The organism is Roseivirga sp. UBA838 (assembly GCF_002296035.1).
Lineage (GTDB): Bacteria > Bacteroidota > Bacteroidia > Cytophagales > Cyclobacteriaceae > Roseivirga > Roseivirga thermotolerans.
This window is the reverse complement of the sequence record NZ_DBHC01000010.1, coordinates 183062-198155: the sequence shown is the minus strand read 5'-3', so window position 1 is coordinate 198155 and position 15094 is coordinate 183062. Positions and strand designations below refer to the sequence as shown.

Sequence of the window (15094 nt, the reverse complement as noted above, 5' to 3'; positions counted from 1 at the left end):
CCCAAGCCTGTGCCAGCCCATTGAATTAATCACTCTCCATCAAACCAGACCTTAAAGGCATTCACCTTCTCCCTGCTCACAATAATCTCCCGGTCAAAGTCGAGCTTAAGGATAATCTTAAGTCGGCTATTGGAGTACACCAATACATCTTTTATGGCATCTATCTCCACAATAAAGGTTCGGTTTACTCGAAAGAACTTCTTGGGGTCCAGCATTTCTTCCAGGGTCTCCAGTTTGTAGTCAATAATAAGCCTACGGCCTTCGTGGGTCACAATGTAGGCGTTTCGGCCTTCAGCATAAAAGAGGTCAATAGAGTCAGTAGTAATAGACTTTATATGCTCGCCAATCTTGACCATGAAACGGGTTTTATAGTCGCGTTTGCTTAGCATCTGAAGCGCACTTTGCAGGTCAATAACCGATTTGGCTTCAGCCTGTCCCTGTTCCTGAAGCCTGTTTTTGAGAGCCTTAAACTTCTCCAGACTTTCGCTGATGGCTTCAAACGAGAGGGGCTTGAGAAGGTAGTCTATACCATTGGCTTTAAAAGCATCTATGGCGTATTCGTTGTAGGCTGTGGTAAAAACCACCGGAATGTCCAGATTCACTTCTTTAAAAATATCGAAGCTAAGTCCATCGGTGAGTTGAATGTCCATAAAAAGTAAATCGGCTTCTCCGCCATTCTTCACCCAATCAGCAGCTTGTTTTACACTCATGGCTCGCCCTACCACTTCAATGCTTTCGTCATAGCGCTTTAGTAGTCGCTCTACTTTTTCGGCAGCAGGAATTTCGTCTTCAATGATAAATACCTTCATATACGATCGTTTAGGTCTAGCAAGGGTAGTTTTACAAATCCATTGCCATAGGCTTTAATTTCTATTACTGGTCTGTCTGAAAAAAAGGCAAAGGCTTCGTGTACTCTTTTGCAGCGTTTCTTGATAAACTTATTCTGACTCAGTCGCTGATTGTCTGTGTATTGGATCACCAAATAACCTTCTTCTCCGGCAGCGTCTATGGTTACATGCAAGGGTCTGTGCGTGTTAATAATGCTATTGTTCACAATACAGTCTAGCATAGTAGGCAAGGCGCTTGGCACCATTAGCTTTTCTGCATTTTGCTCTTTGTTGAGCAATTTGAATTGTAGCATCTCCGGGTAGCGCTCCTGAAAAAGATACATTAGGTTTTTAGCGGCTGCCAACTCCTCTTTTACCACCACCAGTTCGCGCTTTCGATTTTCCAAAATATACCGATATACCACAGCGAGCCGATCTACAAAATCTTCGGCCTTGTCTTGATTATAGTGCACCAGGCTTATGAGTGTTTCCAGGCTTTGAAAAAGCAGGTCGGGGTTTATCTCATTGTTGAATATCTCTAACTGATGTTCCAGATTTTGGCGCTTTAGATCTTCTTTTCGCAGCTCCGTCTCGTTTTTTTCAGACAGAAAATGGGTACTCAAAAAGAAGAGGGTAAAGAGTAGACCACTTATACCATACACCACCACCATTTTAAAAAGAGTGGCCTTAAAAAGAGAAAAATAAGACATGCCCTCCGAAAAACGGAAATAGCAATAGGCCGCCAAAAATACCAACGCGGCTCCTACGAGCAGGTTGGTCAATACAAGAGCGCCAATGGTTGTTGTTTTGAGCAGGTCTTCTCCGGCTTTCTTCTGAAATAAGAGAATTACCAAACGCAGCGATTCAGAAATGAGAAAGGCCAGGGCAACACACACCAACATTTCAATAGTAAACACGGTGTCGCCCAACTGCCCCAGACTATTGTTGAGCAACAGTATGAGCAGGTACATCATTGTACCGTATATGGGCGGAACCAATACGCGAAACAGCGGCTGATGTATGAGGTTCTTCTTCATGAGGCAAGCATGGGTAAGCGTACTTCAAAATGGTCTGAATCTTCTACCCGAATGGGCCTGTCGGTAAAAAAGGCATACCGGTTTTTAATATTCTCCAGCCCTACTTTGTGGCTGTCTGTTTGAGAAGGAGCCCCTGTCTTATTGTTCAACACAATGAGCTCTTCTTCATTCGCTCTAAGTTCTATGCGCAAGGGCTGATCACTGCTTACCACATTGTGTTTTACGGCATTTTCTACCAACAACTGAAGGGTGAGTGGAGGAATGGGCTTTTTATAAAAGGCCTGATCTACTTGAAAAACAACTGAAACGGCATCTCCAAACCGAATGGAAAGCAAATAGGCATAGTCTTTTAGGGCTTCCAGTTCTTCTTCTACATACACCTGCTGTACTTCACGGGTGTTGAGCACATAATTGAACGTTTCGGCCAGGTTACGAATAAAATTTTCGGCTATGTCCGGATCGCGATACACCAGAGAAGAGATGGTGTTCATACTATTGAACAGGTAATGTGGGCTGAGCTGGCTTTTGAGTGCCTCGAACTGCAGCTCTAACTGCTTGCGTTGCGAACGGAGCTTTTTTATTTGTCCTACGGTGTACTCGTTGTAACTAAAGCTGTTGAACTCTACCAGAGTAACCATAAAGAGGGTAAAGAAAGAGAGCACAATGAGTTTCAGTTCAATCTGCCTCACAAACATGTCTTCCGGAAACATGGTGTAGTAAATAAGACCGGACCAATTGGCCAGGGCTCCTAATATGAGCAGCACAGCTCCTAAAAACAGAAAGTCGAGCGCCAGCCCAGTTATAAAACGTCCCAGAACGTTGCTCTTCCAGGGAATTTGATGGTTGAGCCACCTATTGATCACTCCAATACCCGAGCCAATGCATACCGAAGCTACCAGAGTGAAGACGTACAGGTTCAGGTCGTTCACCAGATGTGGCAACCTGTTGTTTTCGGCATAGTGAAGATAAAACAAGAAGGCTATGCCAATAATTACAAAAAATATGAGGCGTAAGAAGCGCAACATAAATGCTGTTTCACTTAAGATATGAAAAAATGAGGGTGTATTTCAAAAGACCAATTTCGCTATGGGCTTTTTGGCTCTTTCAAAACACACCCTCCGGATAGAAAACACTAGTCGATGCAGCGTGCTACTTTACCATAATAGGTATCGGACCTAATGCTTCTGGCCACCGACCTGTATTGATTTTTTACTTCATTGTCTGACTCCCTCACCAGGTTGCAGGCATTTTTGAGCACTTCCGACTTGTAATAGTCAGAGTCTATACCATCGGCTACTTTCAAAAGCCCCATGAGGTTTTTCTTGTTCAGCGAACCGCGCATTACATCTTTTAGAATACCCACCTTGTAATGATCAGAGTCTATATCGGCCACTCTTTCTAACACAGCCGTGTACATGGCATCGTTCAGAGTCTTATCCTTTAAGAGTCGGGCCAGTATTTGGCTTGCATAATGGTCAGAGTCAATTTTGCCCACCGTTCTGAGTAATGACTCAAAGTATTTCTCCGAAACTTTATTGTTGGCAAAAAGATCGTTCAGAATCACTGTTCGGTAGTGGTCAGAGTCCATATACTCTATACGATTAATCACCGCCTCTATCACTTTATCGGGTACTTCTCTGGAGCGGATCATGGAGCGAAAGGTCTCCGTTACGTAATGATCTGAACCTATATTAGACATAGCATCCATAAGACTGTTAAAGGCCTGGTCTGAAAGGTTGGGGCGGCTTAGGGCTTCCTTTAAAACCTGAGTGGCATAATGATCTGAATCTATGTCGCCCGCCAACAATACCACCCGGTCTATGGTTTTGTCATTGAGGTCTTTTCTATCGAGCAAGCTCTTGATTACTCCGGTTTTGTAATGATCGGAGTCCATTCTTTTTACACTCAAAAGCACTTTTTCTAAAGAACTATCACTTAGATTTTCGCGTAATACACGCTCTAAAATACCGGCTATGTAATGGTCAGAATCCATACGCCCAAGAGCCGCTAAAAAGGCATTGGTGGCCTCTTCGTTCTTTAAAAACTTATTGGAATGGTCTTTAAAGAGTTCGGCCGTGTAGAAATCTGAACTTATTCTTCGGCTTATAAAATCGGCCACTCCTACCAGTTCCTTGTTGTTCAGGTTTTGCGATGTCAGCAGAGCATCGAGGTATATGCGCGATACATAGTCACTCCTAATATTGCTTACCTCCTGCAATACACCGTCCAGACCGCCTCGCTTGTAAAATCGCTCTACCCTGGCTTCGGCACCAATACCGGTTGTGCGAATAACTTCCAGCAACATAGTGGCCAGAAAATCCTGCGCCTCTTTGTTCCACTCCTGTCGGTTACGACCCACCCTATATTCATAGTTAATGGTGCCATCGGCATTGGGCTCGGCTAATATCTCACGCCTGTCGCCAAAGCTGGTTTTACGAATGAGGAGGTAACCACCTCGCGAAATGGACTTAATGGCCCGATCATCGTCTGTAAATTCTATTCTACCATCGTACTCTACATTGAACCTTCCCTGTGAGTTGGTATGGCTAACCTTATGAACACCTTTTTCTATTGAAATTGAAGTGGAGGTTTTTTCGTCTTGCGCTTTTAGTTGATGGGTGAAAGATAAGAGGGCCAATATGGCTACTGCCACTCCCATTACTAAACTTCTGATTTTCATTTTTTGAGTTTTCATCTTCTAACAATTTTTGGTCCCTTGAGGTGGGCAACCAACCTGCCTTTAGCATAGGGCAGACCCACCATTCGGGAACCATGAGTTTTTGACCTTTGGCAAACACCGCTCTTTTAGAACGGTATTGACATTACAATGATGAAAAGATTGTATGCAACAAAAAACCCAACTGAAATGAACTGTTGGGTTTTTGAACTGAACCGTGGAATAGCCCCCTTCGCCCTAAAAGGTGTCTCCTAAATTGTGGCTAAGGTCTGAAAAGTTATAAGGCTTACTCGTGTCTCAACGCCTTTACCGGATTGCTGCGAGCCGCCATATAGGTCTTAAAACTAATGGTGATAAAGGCGATAAGAAGGGCAACGACAGCAGCACTCAAAAAAGTAACGGGGCTTATATTTACCCTATAGGCAAATCCGCTCAACCAATTATTGAGTAAACTGTAGGCAGGGTAAGCGGCCATGATATTGGCCAGCAAAACCAGCAGCACAAACTCTTTGGAAAGTGCCACCATAATGGAACTAATGGAAGCTCCCAGTACCTTTCGCACCCCAATTTCTTTGGTGCGCTGCTCGGTAATAAACGAGGCAAGACCAAAGAGACCCATGCAGGCTATAACAATAGCCAATAGAGTAAAAAAGGTGATGGTTTTGCCCATGCTCATTTCGGTTTTGTACTGTGCGTCATATAGGCTATCCAGAAAGAAGTACTCAAAGGGAGCAGCGGGTTGAAGTTCGGTCCATTTGGCTTCCAGACGCTTTATCGTTTCCTGCACGCCATCAGTAGACAGCCTCACATTGAGGTAGGCCGCGTGGGAGGGCATTACATGAACCATCAGTGGCTCAACTTCGGTGTGCACCGATGCATAGTTGAAGTCTTTTATAACCCCCACAATCTGCCCTGCTTTTGGTTCAGGCAAACCATAGACATATTCAAACCTTCTACCCACCGGGTTTTCTTGCAACCCAAACTCTCGAATGGCAGCCTCGTTGAGTAAAAAACCCTGGGTTGCATCGGTAACCATCTCTTTAGAAAGGTCTCGGCCGGCTACAATCTGCAACCCATAAACCTCGGCCAGATCTTCATCACCAGACATTATGCGCATGCCACGAATGCCATTATCTTCTTGCTGGCTTTCGTTTCCGGCATCGGTTGTCACCAAGTCCGGAACCCTTACGGTCATTATGTGTACCCGCTCTCCGGGGATAACCGATGATGGCGCAGCCACCACCACCGAAGGGTCGGCCATGAACTCTTGTTTTATGGTTTCCAGATTATTCACCCTGCCTCGGCCGGGCAGCTTTAACACCAATACTTGCTCTTTGTTAAAACCCACATCCTTCTTTTCAATAAATCGAAGCTGTCGGTATATGGTGCTGGCACCAATGATAAGCAATATGGAGATGCCAAACTGAAGAATAACCAGCCCTCTGCGCAAGTATATACTAAAGCTATGCCCCTTGCCCGAAAGTACATTGGACTTGAGCGCTTTGAGCGGTTGAAAGTTGGAAAGAAACACAGAAGGGTATAAGCCCGACAAAAGACTCACCGCCCCATAGACTAACAATATGCTCAAAAGCAGCTCTCCGTTATTCAACAGGTTACCATCTATGCGCTTACCCGTAAAATCGTTGAAAGAGGGAATCAGTACCACTACGGCCATTAGGGCCAAAAGAGTAGCAATAAAGGTAAAGAAGAATGACTCGCTCAAAAACTGCCAAAACACCTGCGGCTTGCGAGCCCCCAGTACCTTGCGCATACCCACTTCTTTCGATCGTTTGGTAGAACGGGCCGTAGCCAGGTTCATATAGTTAAAGCTGGCTATAATAAGGATGAACACAGCCACTGTAGAAAAGATGAAGATATACTGAGCCTGACTATTGTTGTCCAGTTCCTTTTCAGCATGCCCATATAAGTGAATATCCGTTAGAGGCATGGTGCGTATACTCACGCTCAGACCCTCTATGGGGTTAATTTCTCCATTGGCATCGCGAATATTCATAATTTCCAGCACGTCTGCATCGAGCTTTGCTCTTAGGTTTTTGCTGGCCTCTTCATTGAGCGTTTTCACATAAGAATAGAAAGTAGAAGGCCCCCTGCCGTTTACAAACTGAGGGAACCTGCGTTGAAACTCTGAAAGAGGGATTAGTAAATCGAACCGAAAGTGTGAGTTATGCGGTATGTCCTGAATCACCGCAGAGACGGTAAAAGGAGTTGCTCCCCGCTTTATGATCTCACCAATAGGATCGGGGCGACCAAAATATTTTCTGGCGGTAGATTCGGTAAGTACGATGTTCCCTGGGTCATCGAGTGCTGTAGACAGGTCTCCAAAAAGAACGGGAAAAGTGAATACATCAAAGAAGGTAGAATCGGCATAGAACAAGTCCTTCTCGTTGTAAAAATTAACATCGGTACTGAAGGTCTCCGGTGTGTTGTTGTGGTAAATCCTCGTGGCCGACCGTATTTCAGGGTAGCGACTCACCACTTCCGGAATAAGAAACCCTTGTGTGGCTGCCCAGTGGTTTTCGTTTCCTTCGTATTGTGACCAATTTTCAAGACGATAAATTAGGTGTGCATCATCATGCATTTTATCAAAACTCCGCTCGTCTTGCACATAAAGAAAAATGAGCATGCTTGTACACAACCCAAGCGTAAGGCCAAAGATGTTGATGAAAGAGTAGCCCTTGTATTTGAACAAGTTTCTGAAGGCCACTTTAAAATAGCTCCTGATCATGATTTTGTGTTTTTGAACCCAATAGTTTGCCTCAACATGCAAAAATGAGTCAATGATCAATAGCCGTTTTATCTGAACAAGAAGTCCAAAATTGCTTTTTATGCGGTTTACAACAGAAATATCGGGTTTAACCAACCCATTTACATCCCTTGCCTTCAGAATTTACTCATAGCGCATAGACTGCACCGGGTTGGCCAAAGCAGCCTTTGCCGTTTGCAAACCAATGGCCATAAGGGCCACAAACAAGGTGCCGACCAATGCCACCAAAAACACTAACGGCCCTAGATGAATACGATAAGCAAAATCGGCCAACCAATTGTTGAGTAAGACCACTGCCACGGGAATGGTCAGCACAAAGGCCAAGCCAATGAGCAGGGCAAACCGCTTAGACAATAAGCCGATAATAGACATTACAGTGGCCCCTAAAACTTTTCTAATGCCTATTTCTTTGGTTCGCTGGGCTGTAATAAGAGAAGAAAGGCCTAGCAGTCCCATGGTGGCTATAATTATGGCTACCATAGAAAAAGTACTTATGGCACCCGTAAGTCGTTCTTCAGCCTCATAGAGTTGTTGAAAGCGCTGGTCTACAAAATAATAATCAAAAGGTACAGAAGGTAGCGCCAGTTCCCATTGCTCTTTGGCCAGGCTAAGCGCATCGGCCGTACGGCCGGCAGCCACCCGAGCTACCGTAAAGGAATGCACTGCATTTTCCGGAGGACGATAAAAATGAATAATGGGGGCTACTTCATTAGCCAGTGATTCAAAATTATAGTCATCTACCACTCCAATTACCTGAACTTTTCGATTACCAAAATTGAGATATTTGCCTTCTATGTCTTCCCAACCAAAGGCTTGCAGAGCCGCCTTGTTTACGATAGCCGCTTCGCTACGGTCTTGCTCACTGTTGGGTAAAAAATCCCGCCCTTTTAGGAGCTCTATCCTTAGGCTGGAGAAAAAATCATGATCTACAAACGTAAACCGCATCCTCAATCGCTGCTCTGCAGTAAAGCCATCGGGCACCACAAAGGTGAAACGCCCCGGAAAATTACCGGGAATCGAAGAGGTGGCTGTTAACGAAGTCACTGAGGTATGACTTTTAAGCGCATTGCGCAAACCGCTCAGTTGGTTTATACCTTGCTCCTCGCTCGGAAAATCGTCTACTCTAATGGGTAACACCAGCAAATTCTCCTTGTCGAAAGCCATGTCTTTGTTTTTCATGAAATCTACCTGCCGCCCAATAACTAGCGTGCCGACTATGAGCAGGGTAGAAAACATAAACTGAAGCACCACCAGGGCGTTTCGAATAAACTTACCAACACCGTTGGTCTTTAGCACCTTGCCTTTTAATGTATCCACACTTTTGAGAGAGGTGATATAGAAAGCAGGGTAAAGCCCTGAAGCCAAACCAATGAGTAACCCGACTGCTAAAATAGCCAGCATATTCCCCGGATCCTGCCAAAAATCGGTGGCCAGACCAATATTATAATATGTGTTGAACCGGGGTAAAAGTGCCACGGCCAGTACCAATCCCAATACGAGTGAAATAAATGTAATGGTTAGCGACTCTGTGAGGTATTGAATAACCAGTTGGGGTTTTACGGCCCCCAACACCTTGCGCATACCGGCTTCGCGTGCTCTTTCCATTGAGCGAGCCGTGGCCAGGTTCATAAAGTTTATAGCCGCAATGAGCAAAATACCTATGGCCACAATCAGCAAGATGTAGGCATACTGCCGATTGTCATTGAATCGGTCATACACATCTAGTAGGTTAAGGAGCTTAAAGTTGGTATTCTCGGCAGTTTGAGCATCCCATATCTTAGCAATAAAGTCCTCAAAACTCGCCTCGAGTTCAGCCACATCGGTGTCGGGTTTCAACAGCACATAAGACTCCAGAAACGAACTGCCCCAGTTTCCTGCTATTCCTTCAAACTCCGGGTGGCTCTGTACCGGCACAATCAGGTTAGGCTGTAAGTAGGAATTATAGGGTACCTCCTCTAAAATTCCGGTAACAATGTATTGATTATCCAGAGAAGGAACCATAATGGTTTTACCCATAGCATTTTCTCCGGGAAAAAGTCGCTCAGCCAGCGCCTGGCTCACCACTGCCTTATTGAGCCCGGAAAGTACTGTTTGGCGATTGCCCTCCTTCAGCTTAAAATCAAACAGCTCAAAATAACTGCGGTCTGTTAAAGTAGCCGGTTCGTTGAAGCGCTCTCCATTCACTTCTACCCACAGCCCCTGGTTAATAACCCGCGCTCCGTTCACAACCTGAGCATAGTCTTCCTTTAAAGCCTCCCAGGTTGGTGCCCAGGTATCGAAAGTTTCTTGAGTACCGGTGGGGGTAATCCGCTCTTTGTAAACCATGTAAATGTTCTCTGCCTGGGAATGAACACGATCATACGTGAGCTCACTTTTTGCATAAAGCAAAATGAGTAAAGCAGCACACAGGCCCACGGTAAGACCAAAAATATTGATGAAAGAGTAGCCTTTGTGGCGGATGAGGCTTCGAGTAGCCACCTTAAAGTAGTTTCTGAACATGACCGGTTTTGTTTGAGTTTGACCACTTAATGTAAGTAATTACATACTTTCTGCCTTGTGAGACTCCCTCAGTTGTTCTATGGTTACAGTCAAATATCAATTGCCTGTAGTGAACCGATTACTTCACCGGTATTGTCTGAAGCCACCGAAAGCTGTAATTTGACAACAAAACCTTAGCCCATGAAAATCATTGCCCGACTTTCTGCCATGTTTCTGCTCCTGGCCGTTGTGCTTGCCTGTGGAAACAACTCAACCTCCGATAATGAAAAACCTTATGGAAACCCTCCGGCTGAAGGCTTTAACATGGAAGGCTCCGATGCACGAGCCATTACCATTGCCGATGAAGTAATGGAAGCCATGGGTGGAAGAAAAGCCTGGGATAATACCAGGCACATCGCCTGGAAGTTTTTTGGTCGCGATGCACTGGTCTGGGATAAATGGACAGGCAATGTTCGAATAGACAGACCCAATGGCATGACGCTCATTAGCAACATTAATGACGAAACCGGACGAGCCTTTATGAATGGTCGGGAAATAACCGATGCCGACTCTGTGGCCAACCTGATGCAAACCGCCAAGAGCATCTGGATCAACCATTCTTACTGGTTGGTAATGCCTTATAAGTTGAAAGATTCTGGAGTGACACTGAAATATGTGGGCGAAGAAGCCACGCAAGATGGCCGACCTGCGGACAAGCTGAACCTGACCTTTGAAAGCGTTGGCCGTACCCCACAAAACATGTACTACGTGTGGGTAGACAAAGAAAGTAAGCTGGTGACTCAGTGGGCCTACTATTCGACAGCCGACAATGAAGAGCCAGGTTTTATTAATCCCTGGAAAGACTATAAAAAACACGGAGAAATAATGCTTTCCAGTAGCCGGGGAGAAAGAGGCATGGAAGATATTATGGTCTTCGATGAATTACCTGCCTCCGTATTTACCTCTCCTGAAAAGCCGGATCTTCAAGCCCTGAAACAATAAGATTAGAACGTCATCCTGAACTTGTTTCAGGATCATTTTTATTCTATATCTATGGTGATGATTAGACGCTGTAACAAGTTCAGCATGACCTAAAATGTAGATTTCTGCCCACGCAGCAATGACATAAAATATATTTTATTAGACCTATGAAATACTTCGCTCTGCTATTCATCAGCCTTTTCGTTTTCTCCTGTTCACAAAAAGCCGATAAAAAAGAAACCTCCCAGCAAAAGCCTGAGCCTTGTTGGCAAGCCCAGGAGTCTGGAGTCAATGCAGGACTTCGCGGACTCTCCGCTGTGTCTGATCAGGTGGCTTGGGCCAGTGGCAGCGGGGGCACCGTTATCAAAACCACCGATGGTGGAGCCACATGGCAAAACGTATCTATTCCCGGCACCGACACCCTTCAGTTTAGAGACATTGAGGCCTTCGATGCCAACACAGCCATTGTGCTGAGTGCTGGCTTACCTGCCGTTATCTATAAAACCACTGATGGCGGTCAGAACTGGGAGCAGAAGTATTTCAGCATGGTGGAAGGCACCTTCTACGATGCCATGGACTTTTGGAATGAAAAGGAGGGCATTGCTTTTGGAGATGCCATTAATGGAAGACTATTGATTCTCAAAACTACCGATGGTGGAGAAACCTGGAACGAACTGCCCTTTGAGCAAAGACCACAGGCGCTGGAAGGCCAAGGAGGCTTTGCCGCCAGCGGTACCTGCCTGAGAACGGTAGGTGAAAGCCAGGTTTACATTGGCTTGGGGGGCCAAGAAGCCAGTCTGTTCTACTCCTTCGACAAAGGGGAAACCTGGCAAAAAACAGTTACCCCTATTCAGTCGGGAGAGCCTACCGAAGGCATTTTCTCTATAGACTTTAAGAATGAAATGGAAGGCCTAATGGTGGGTGGAGACTATCGGGGTGACTCTCTCACCAAAATCAACGCGGCCTATACCACCGATGGTGGCAAAAGCTGGTTCCCGGTAATGGCCGGTATGAAACCCAAAGGTTATCGTTCTGGGGTTGCCTTATGGAAAAACTATGTGTTTGCCGTTGGCCGCGAGTCCTGCGACTACTACCGCGAGGGAGATAAAGCCTACACTCTTATGGAAGGGCAATACTATGCCGTAGGTGTATCACTCGATGGAGAAGCGGTATGGGCAAGTGGACCTGGAGGAGCGGTGGGAAAGTTGGGGTTTAAGGACAATAGTATTAGGTATTGAGACTGGCGCTCGGTCTGTTTGGTCATTGCAAACGAAGCATAGCGAAGTACGGCAATCTCCATATTTTATAATTAGTATGTGTTCAAAATGCTTCAAGGAAAAACTTATAGAACTCAAAGAAAAGGGCTTCGATATCAAAGAATGTAAGACAAACTACCTTCTTTACTGGAAGGCCGAAAACTCTGACCAAGAAGTGAAGATTATACTGCCAGAAATATATTTAGAGAAAAATGATTGAGCATCTCCTTCTATGTGGGAACGATGCTGATTAATCGGTACTACTGGTCTGACCACTTCGAGTGGTCAGGCCAGTTAAAGGACATAAAAAAAACCCGAAGGGTAACTACTCCTTCGGGTCCTAAACAAATAAACTACTAACTGTATGAAGAGAACTACTGACTAGCTCTCGATTTTTACTTTCAATTTCTTATCCAATTATCATACCAAATCGCCTCTGCATACCCTACTTCTTCGATGCTTATTAACGCAAAAAGTAAATCTGAGTGTTCCATTTTAACCTTCTTTAACCAATTGCTATAGACTCAGTATAGACAAAGGCCAGAGTAATGGGGCTTTTCATTGCAAAAGTAGATTTATCTTATCACCTTGAACGAAAGTGTTAGTTAAAAAATTGTTATGCTTAAGTTTGCTCTGCGTGTACTCTGGAAAAATCGTCTGTTTAGCTTTTTAAACATTGTGGGCCTCACTTTTGGTCTTTCGGCCAGTATTTGGTTGCTCCTGTTTCTTAGCCATGAACTAACCTACGATCAGCATTTTACTCATCACCAAAGAGTATACCGCGTAAGTCATGTGCTCTCCGCGCCCGGGGTTGAATTCAACACCGCCTTTTCGGCTCCCGAACTACCGGAGAAAATGATGGAAGAACTCCCGGGAATAGAAAATTTTTCTCGATTTGGCTTTGTTGGAAGAGGAGAGATTCAGCACAATAACCAGGTTTTTCGGCAAGAACGCATGTACTATACCGATCCCTCTGTATTTGATGTGTTCGACCTGAAATTAATGGCTGGCCATGCCAAAACAGCCTTAAAAAACCCGGGCAGCGTGGTTATTTCTAAAACCGTCAACGACAAGCTGTTTGGCAACGATATGGGTCTAAACCGAACCATAACTATCGATGGTCAAAAACTGAACATAACAGGAGTTTATGCCAACCTCCCCAAAAACACTCACTTTGCATTCGATGTGCTGATTTCCGGGGTACGCTCCAGAGAATTCGCCATGCAAAACGGTACTTTCAATTCTGAGGCCCTTTGGAATGCGGAGTGCATAACCTATCTGTTGCTGCAAGAAGGCACCACCAAAGAAGATATTCTAAGCAAGTTTGGCCCCTTTAACGAAAAGTACTACATGCCTTTTGGCAATCAGATCAACGGCAAACATAGGCTGCGGCTGCAAGCACTGGCCGATATTCATTATGATGCAGAGACAATAGACGATGATTTTGCCAAAGGCAACCCCGCCAACCTATTGGTGTTTTCCATGGTAGGGTTAGCCATTTTACTCTTAGCCTGCATTAATTACATCAACCTTTCTACGGCCAGAGCAGGCCTAAGAGCCAAAGAAATTGGTATTCGCAAAGTATTGGGAACTCATGCTACTCGTTTGAGAACCTCCCTGCTGGTAGAATCGCTGGTGCAGGCATTTTTTGCCTATTTGCTCTCGCTGCTGCTTGTTTGGTTGCTCATAGAGCACTCTCCGCTCCAATCGTGGTTGGGGGTAAACTTCAACTTCAACCTGTTCAATAATCCTTCCCTGCTGGCAGGCACCTTATTGGTAGTGGCCGTCACGGGCCTTGTAGCAGGCCTCTACCCAGCCTTTTACCTATCCGCCATAAAACCGGTTAGCGCGCTTAAAGGCACCTGGTCTTCCGGCAAAAAAGGCCAGCTAATGAGGCAGGGACTGGTGCTATTCCAATTTGTAATTTCAATAGGAGTGCTACTCTCTACCTTACTCATGAAAGATCAGATTGCCTTTTTACAAAACAAAGACATGGGTTTTGAGAAAGACCAAATATTACTCATTACCACTGCCGACTCGGTAACCCAGAGCAAGTACACCTCCATGAAAAATGCGCTTGAAACTTTTCCGGTAATTGAAAAGGTAACCTCCTCTGATTTTTTACCCGGTACCAACATTGGCCAGATTGTGTTTAAAGCCGAAATGGATGGAGAAATGAAACAGATAGAATTTAAGTACCTGCACGGTGGCGCAGACTACCTTGAAACTCTAGGAATTCCTTTGGCTGAAGGTGAGTTTTTCTCGCCAAACGAAACACGGGGCAACGCTAAGTTTGTCATTAACCAAACTGCTGCCAAGGCCATTGGTTGGCAAGAACCATTGGGTAAAAAAATGGGCTTCTTTCATCAGGAACAACCAGGCCATGTAATAGGCGTGGTACGCGACTTTAATCACTTCTCGTTGCACAACCCTATTGAGCCGCTGGTCTTTGTTTTTAACCCCAACCCCGGGCAGCATCTCATTGTGCGATTCAACCAGAACAATGCAGGCGAAGCGCTGGCTGCTGCTCAACAGGTATGGAACGAACAACTGCCCAATTATCCCTTCGAATACAGTTTTTTTAATGACCGCCTGAATGAGCAATACGAGGCCGACAAAACTCAAAGCCAGCTTATTGGATTTATGACCATTCTCTGTGCGGCTATCTCCATTATTGGATTAATAGGTCTCACCAGTTTTACCATCGACCAACGCAGAAAGGAAATTGGCATACGGAAAGTACTAGGTGCCATGTCGGGTCAAATAGTGACCATAATGTACAGTGGTACATTCAAACTAATACTGCTTGCCAGCCTCATTGCAACTCCTTTGGCCTATTGGGGCATAAACCGATGGAGCCAAAATTTTATTTATCAAAGCCAACTGAACATTGGCCTTCTGTTGACCGGACTGGCCGTGGCCCTGTGCACTTCCTTTGTTTTAGTAGCCGCAATTGTTATGAATTCGGCCTTAAAAAATCCGGTAAAGACATTGCGACAGGAGTAATTTTGCAATTGTTATGCTGTTGCACCGAAATGATGCCTAGATTTGAA

9 protein-coding genes are annotated in these 15094 nt (G+C 45.0%); 3 read left to right on the top strand and 6 right to left on the bottom strand.

What is annotated here, in order from left to right:
• Positions 1-29 precede the first annotated feature (29 nt).
• From B3O12_RS03655 to B3O12_RS03630, 6 genes are all read right to left on the bottom strand, one after another.
• The gene (locus B3O12_RS03655; protein ID WP_189628903.1) at positions 30-809 is read right to left on the bottom strand and encodes a LytR/AlgR family response regulator transcription factor; all 780 of its coding nucleotides are present in this window, start codon (positions 807-809) and stop codon (positions 30-32) included.
• The gene (locus B3O12_RS03650) at positions 806-1864 is read right to left on the bottom strand and encodes a histidine kinase (RefSeq protein ID WP_286755338.1); all 1059 of its coding nucleotides are present in this window, start codon (positions 1862-1864) and stop codon (positions 806-808) included. The genes B3O12_RS03655 and B3O12_RS03650 overlap by 4 nt, the downstream gene beginning before the upstream one ends.
• The gene (locus B3O12_RS03645) at positions 1861-2889 is read right to left on the bottom strand and encodes a sensor histidine kinase (protein WP_286755337.1); all 1029 of its coding nucleotides are present in this window, start codon (positions 2887-2889) and stop codon (positions 1861-1863) included. The genes B3O12_RS03650 and B3O12_RS03645 overlap by 4 nt, the downstream gene beginning before the upstream one ends.
• Before the next feature lie 107 nt (positions 2890-2996).
• Complete coding sequence (locus tag B3O12_RS03640) at positions 2997-4559, bottom strand: hypothetical protein (protein ID WP_286755336.1); 1563 nt, start codon at positions 4557-4559, stop codon at positions 2997-2999.
• 268 nt (positions 4560-4827) lie between these two features.
• The gene (locus tag B3O12_RS03635; RefSeq protein WP_286755335.1) at positions 4828-7287 is read right to left on the bottom strand and encodes an ABC transporter permease; all 2460 of its coding nucleotides are present in this window, start codon (positions 7285-7287) and stop codon (positions 4828-4830) included.
• A gap of 162 nt (positions 7288-7449) precedes the next feature.
• Complete coding sequence (locus B3O12_RS03630; protein ID WP_286755334.1) at positions 7450-9825, bottom strand: ABC transporter permease; 2376 nt, start codon at positions 9823-9825, stop codon at positions 7450-7452.
• A gap of 180 nt (positions 9826-10005) precedes the next feature.
• On the opposite strand from B3O12_RS03630, the gene B3O12_RS03625 reads away from it, so the two are divergent.
• The 3 genes from B3O12_RS03625 (at position 10006) to B3O12_RS03615 (ending at position 15047) form a co-directional block, all read left to right on the top strand.
• Positions 10006-10806, top strand: coding sequence for a DUF6503 family protein (locus B3O12_RS03625; RefSeq protein ID WP_286755333.1), 801 nt, complete (start codon positions 10006-10008; stop codon positions 10804-10806).
• A 146-nt stretch (positions 10807-10952) separates the two neighbouring features.
• Entirely contained in the window at positions 10953-12023 is a 1071-nt protein-coding gene (locus B3O12_RS03620; protein ID WP_286755332.1) for a WD40/YVTN/BNR-like repeat-containing protein, read from the top strand.
• 636 nt (positions 12024-12659) lie between these two features.
• Positions 12660-15047: an ABC transporter permease gene (locus tag B3O12_RS03615; RefSeq protein ID WP_286755331.1), complete on the top strand. Its 2388-nt coding sequence runs from the start codon at positions 12660-12662 to the stop codon at positions 15045-15047.
• The last annotated feature ends 47 nt before the right edge of the window (positions 15048-15094 follow it).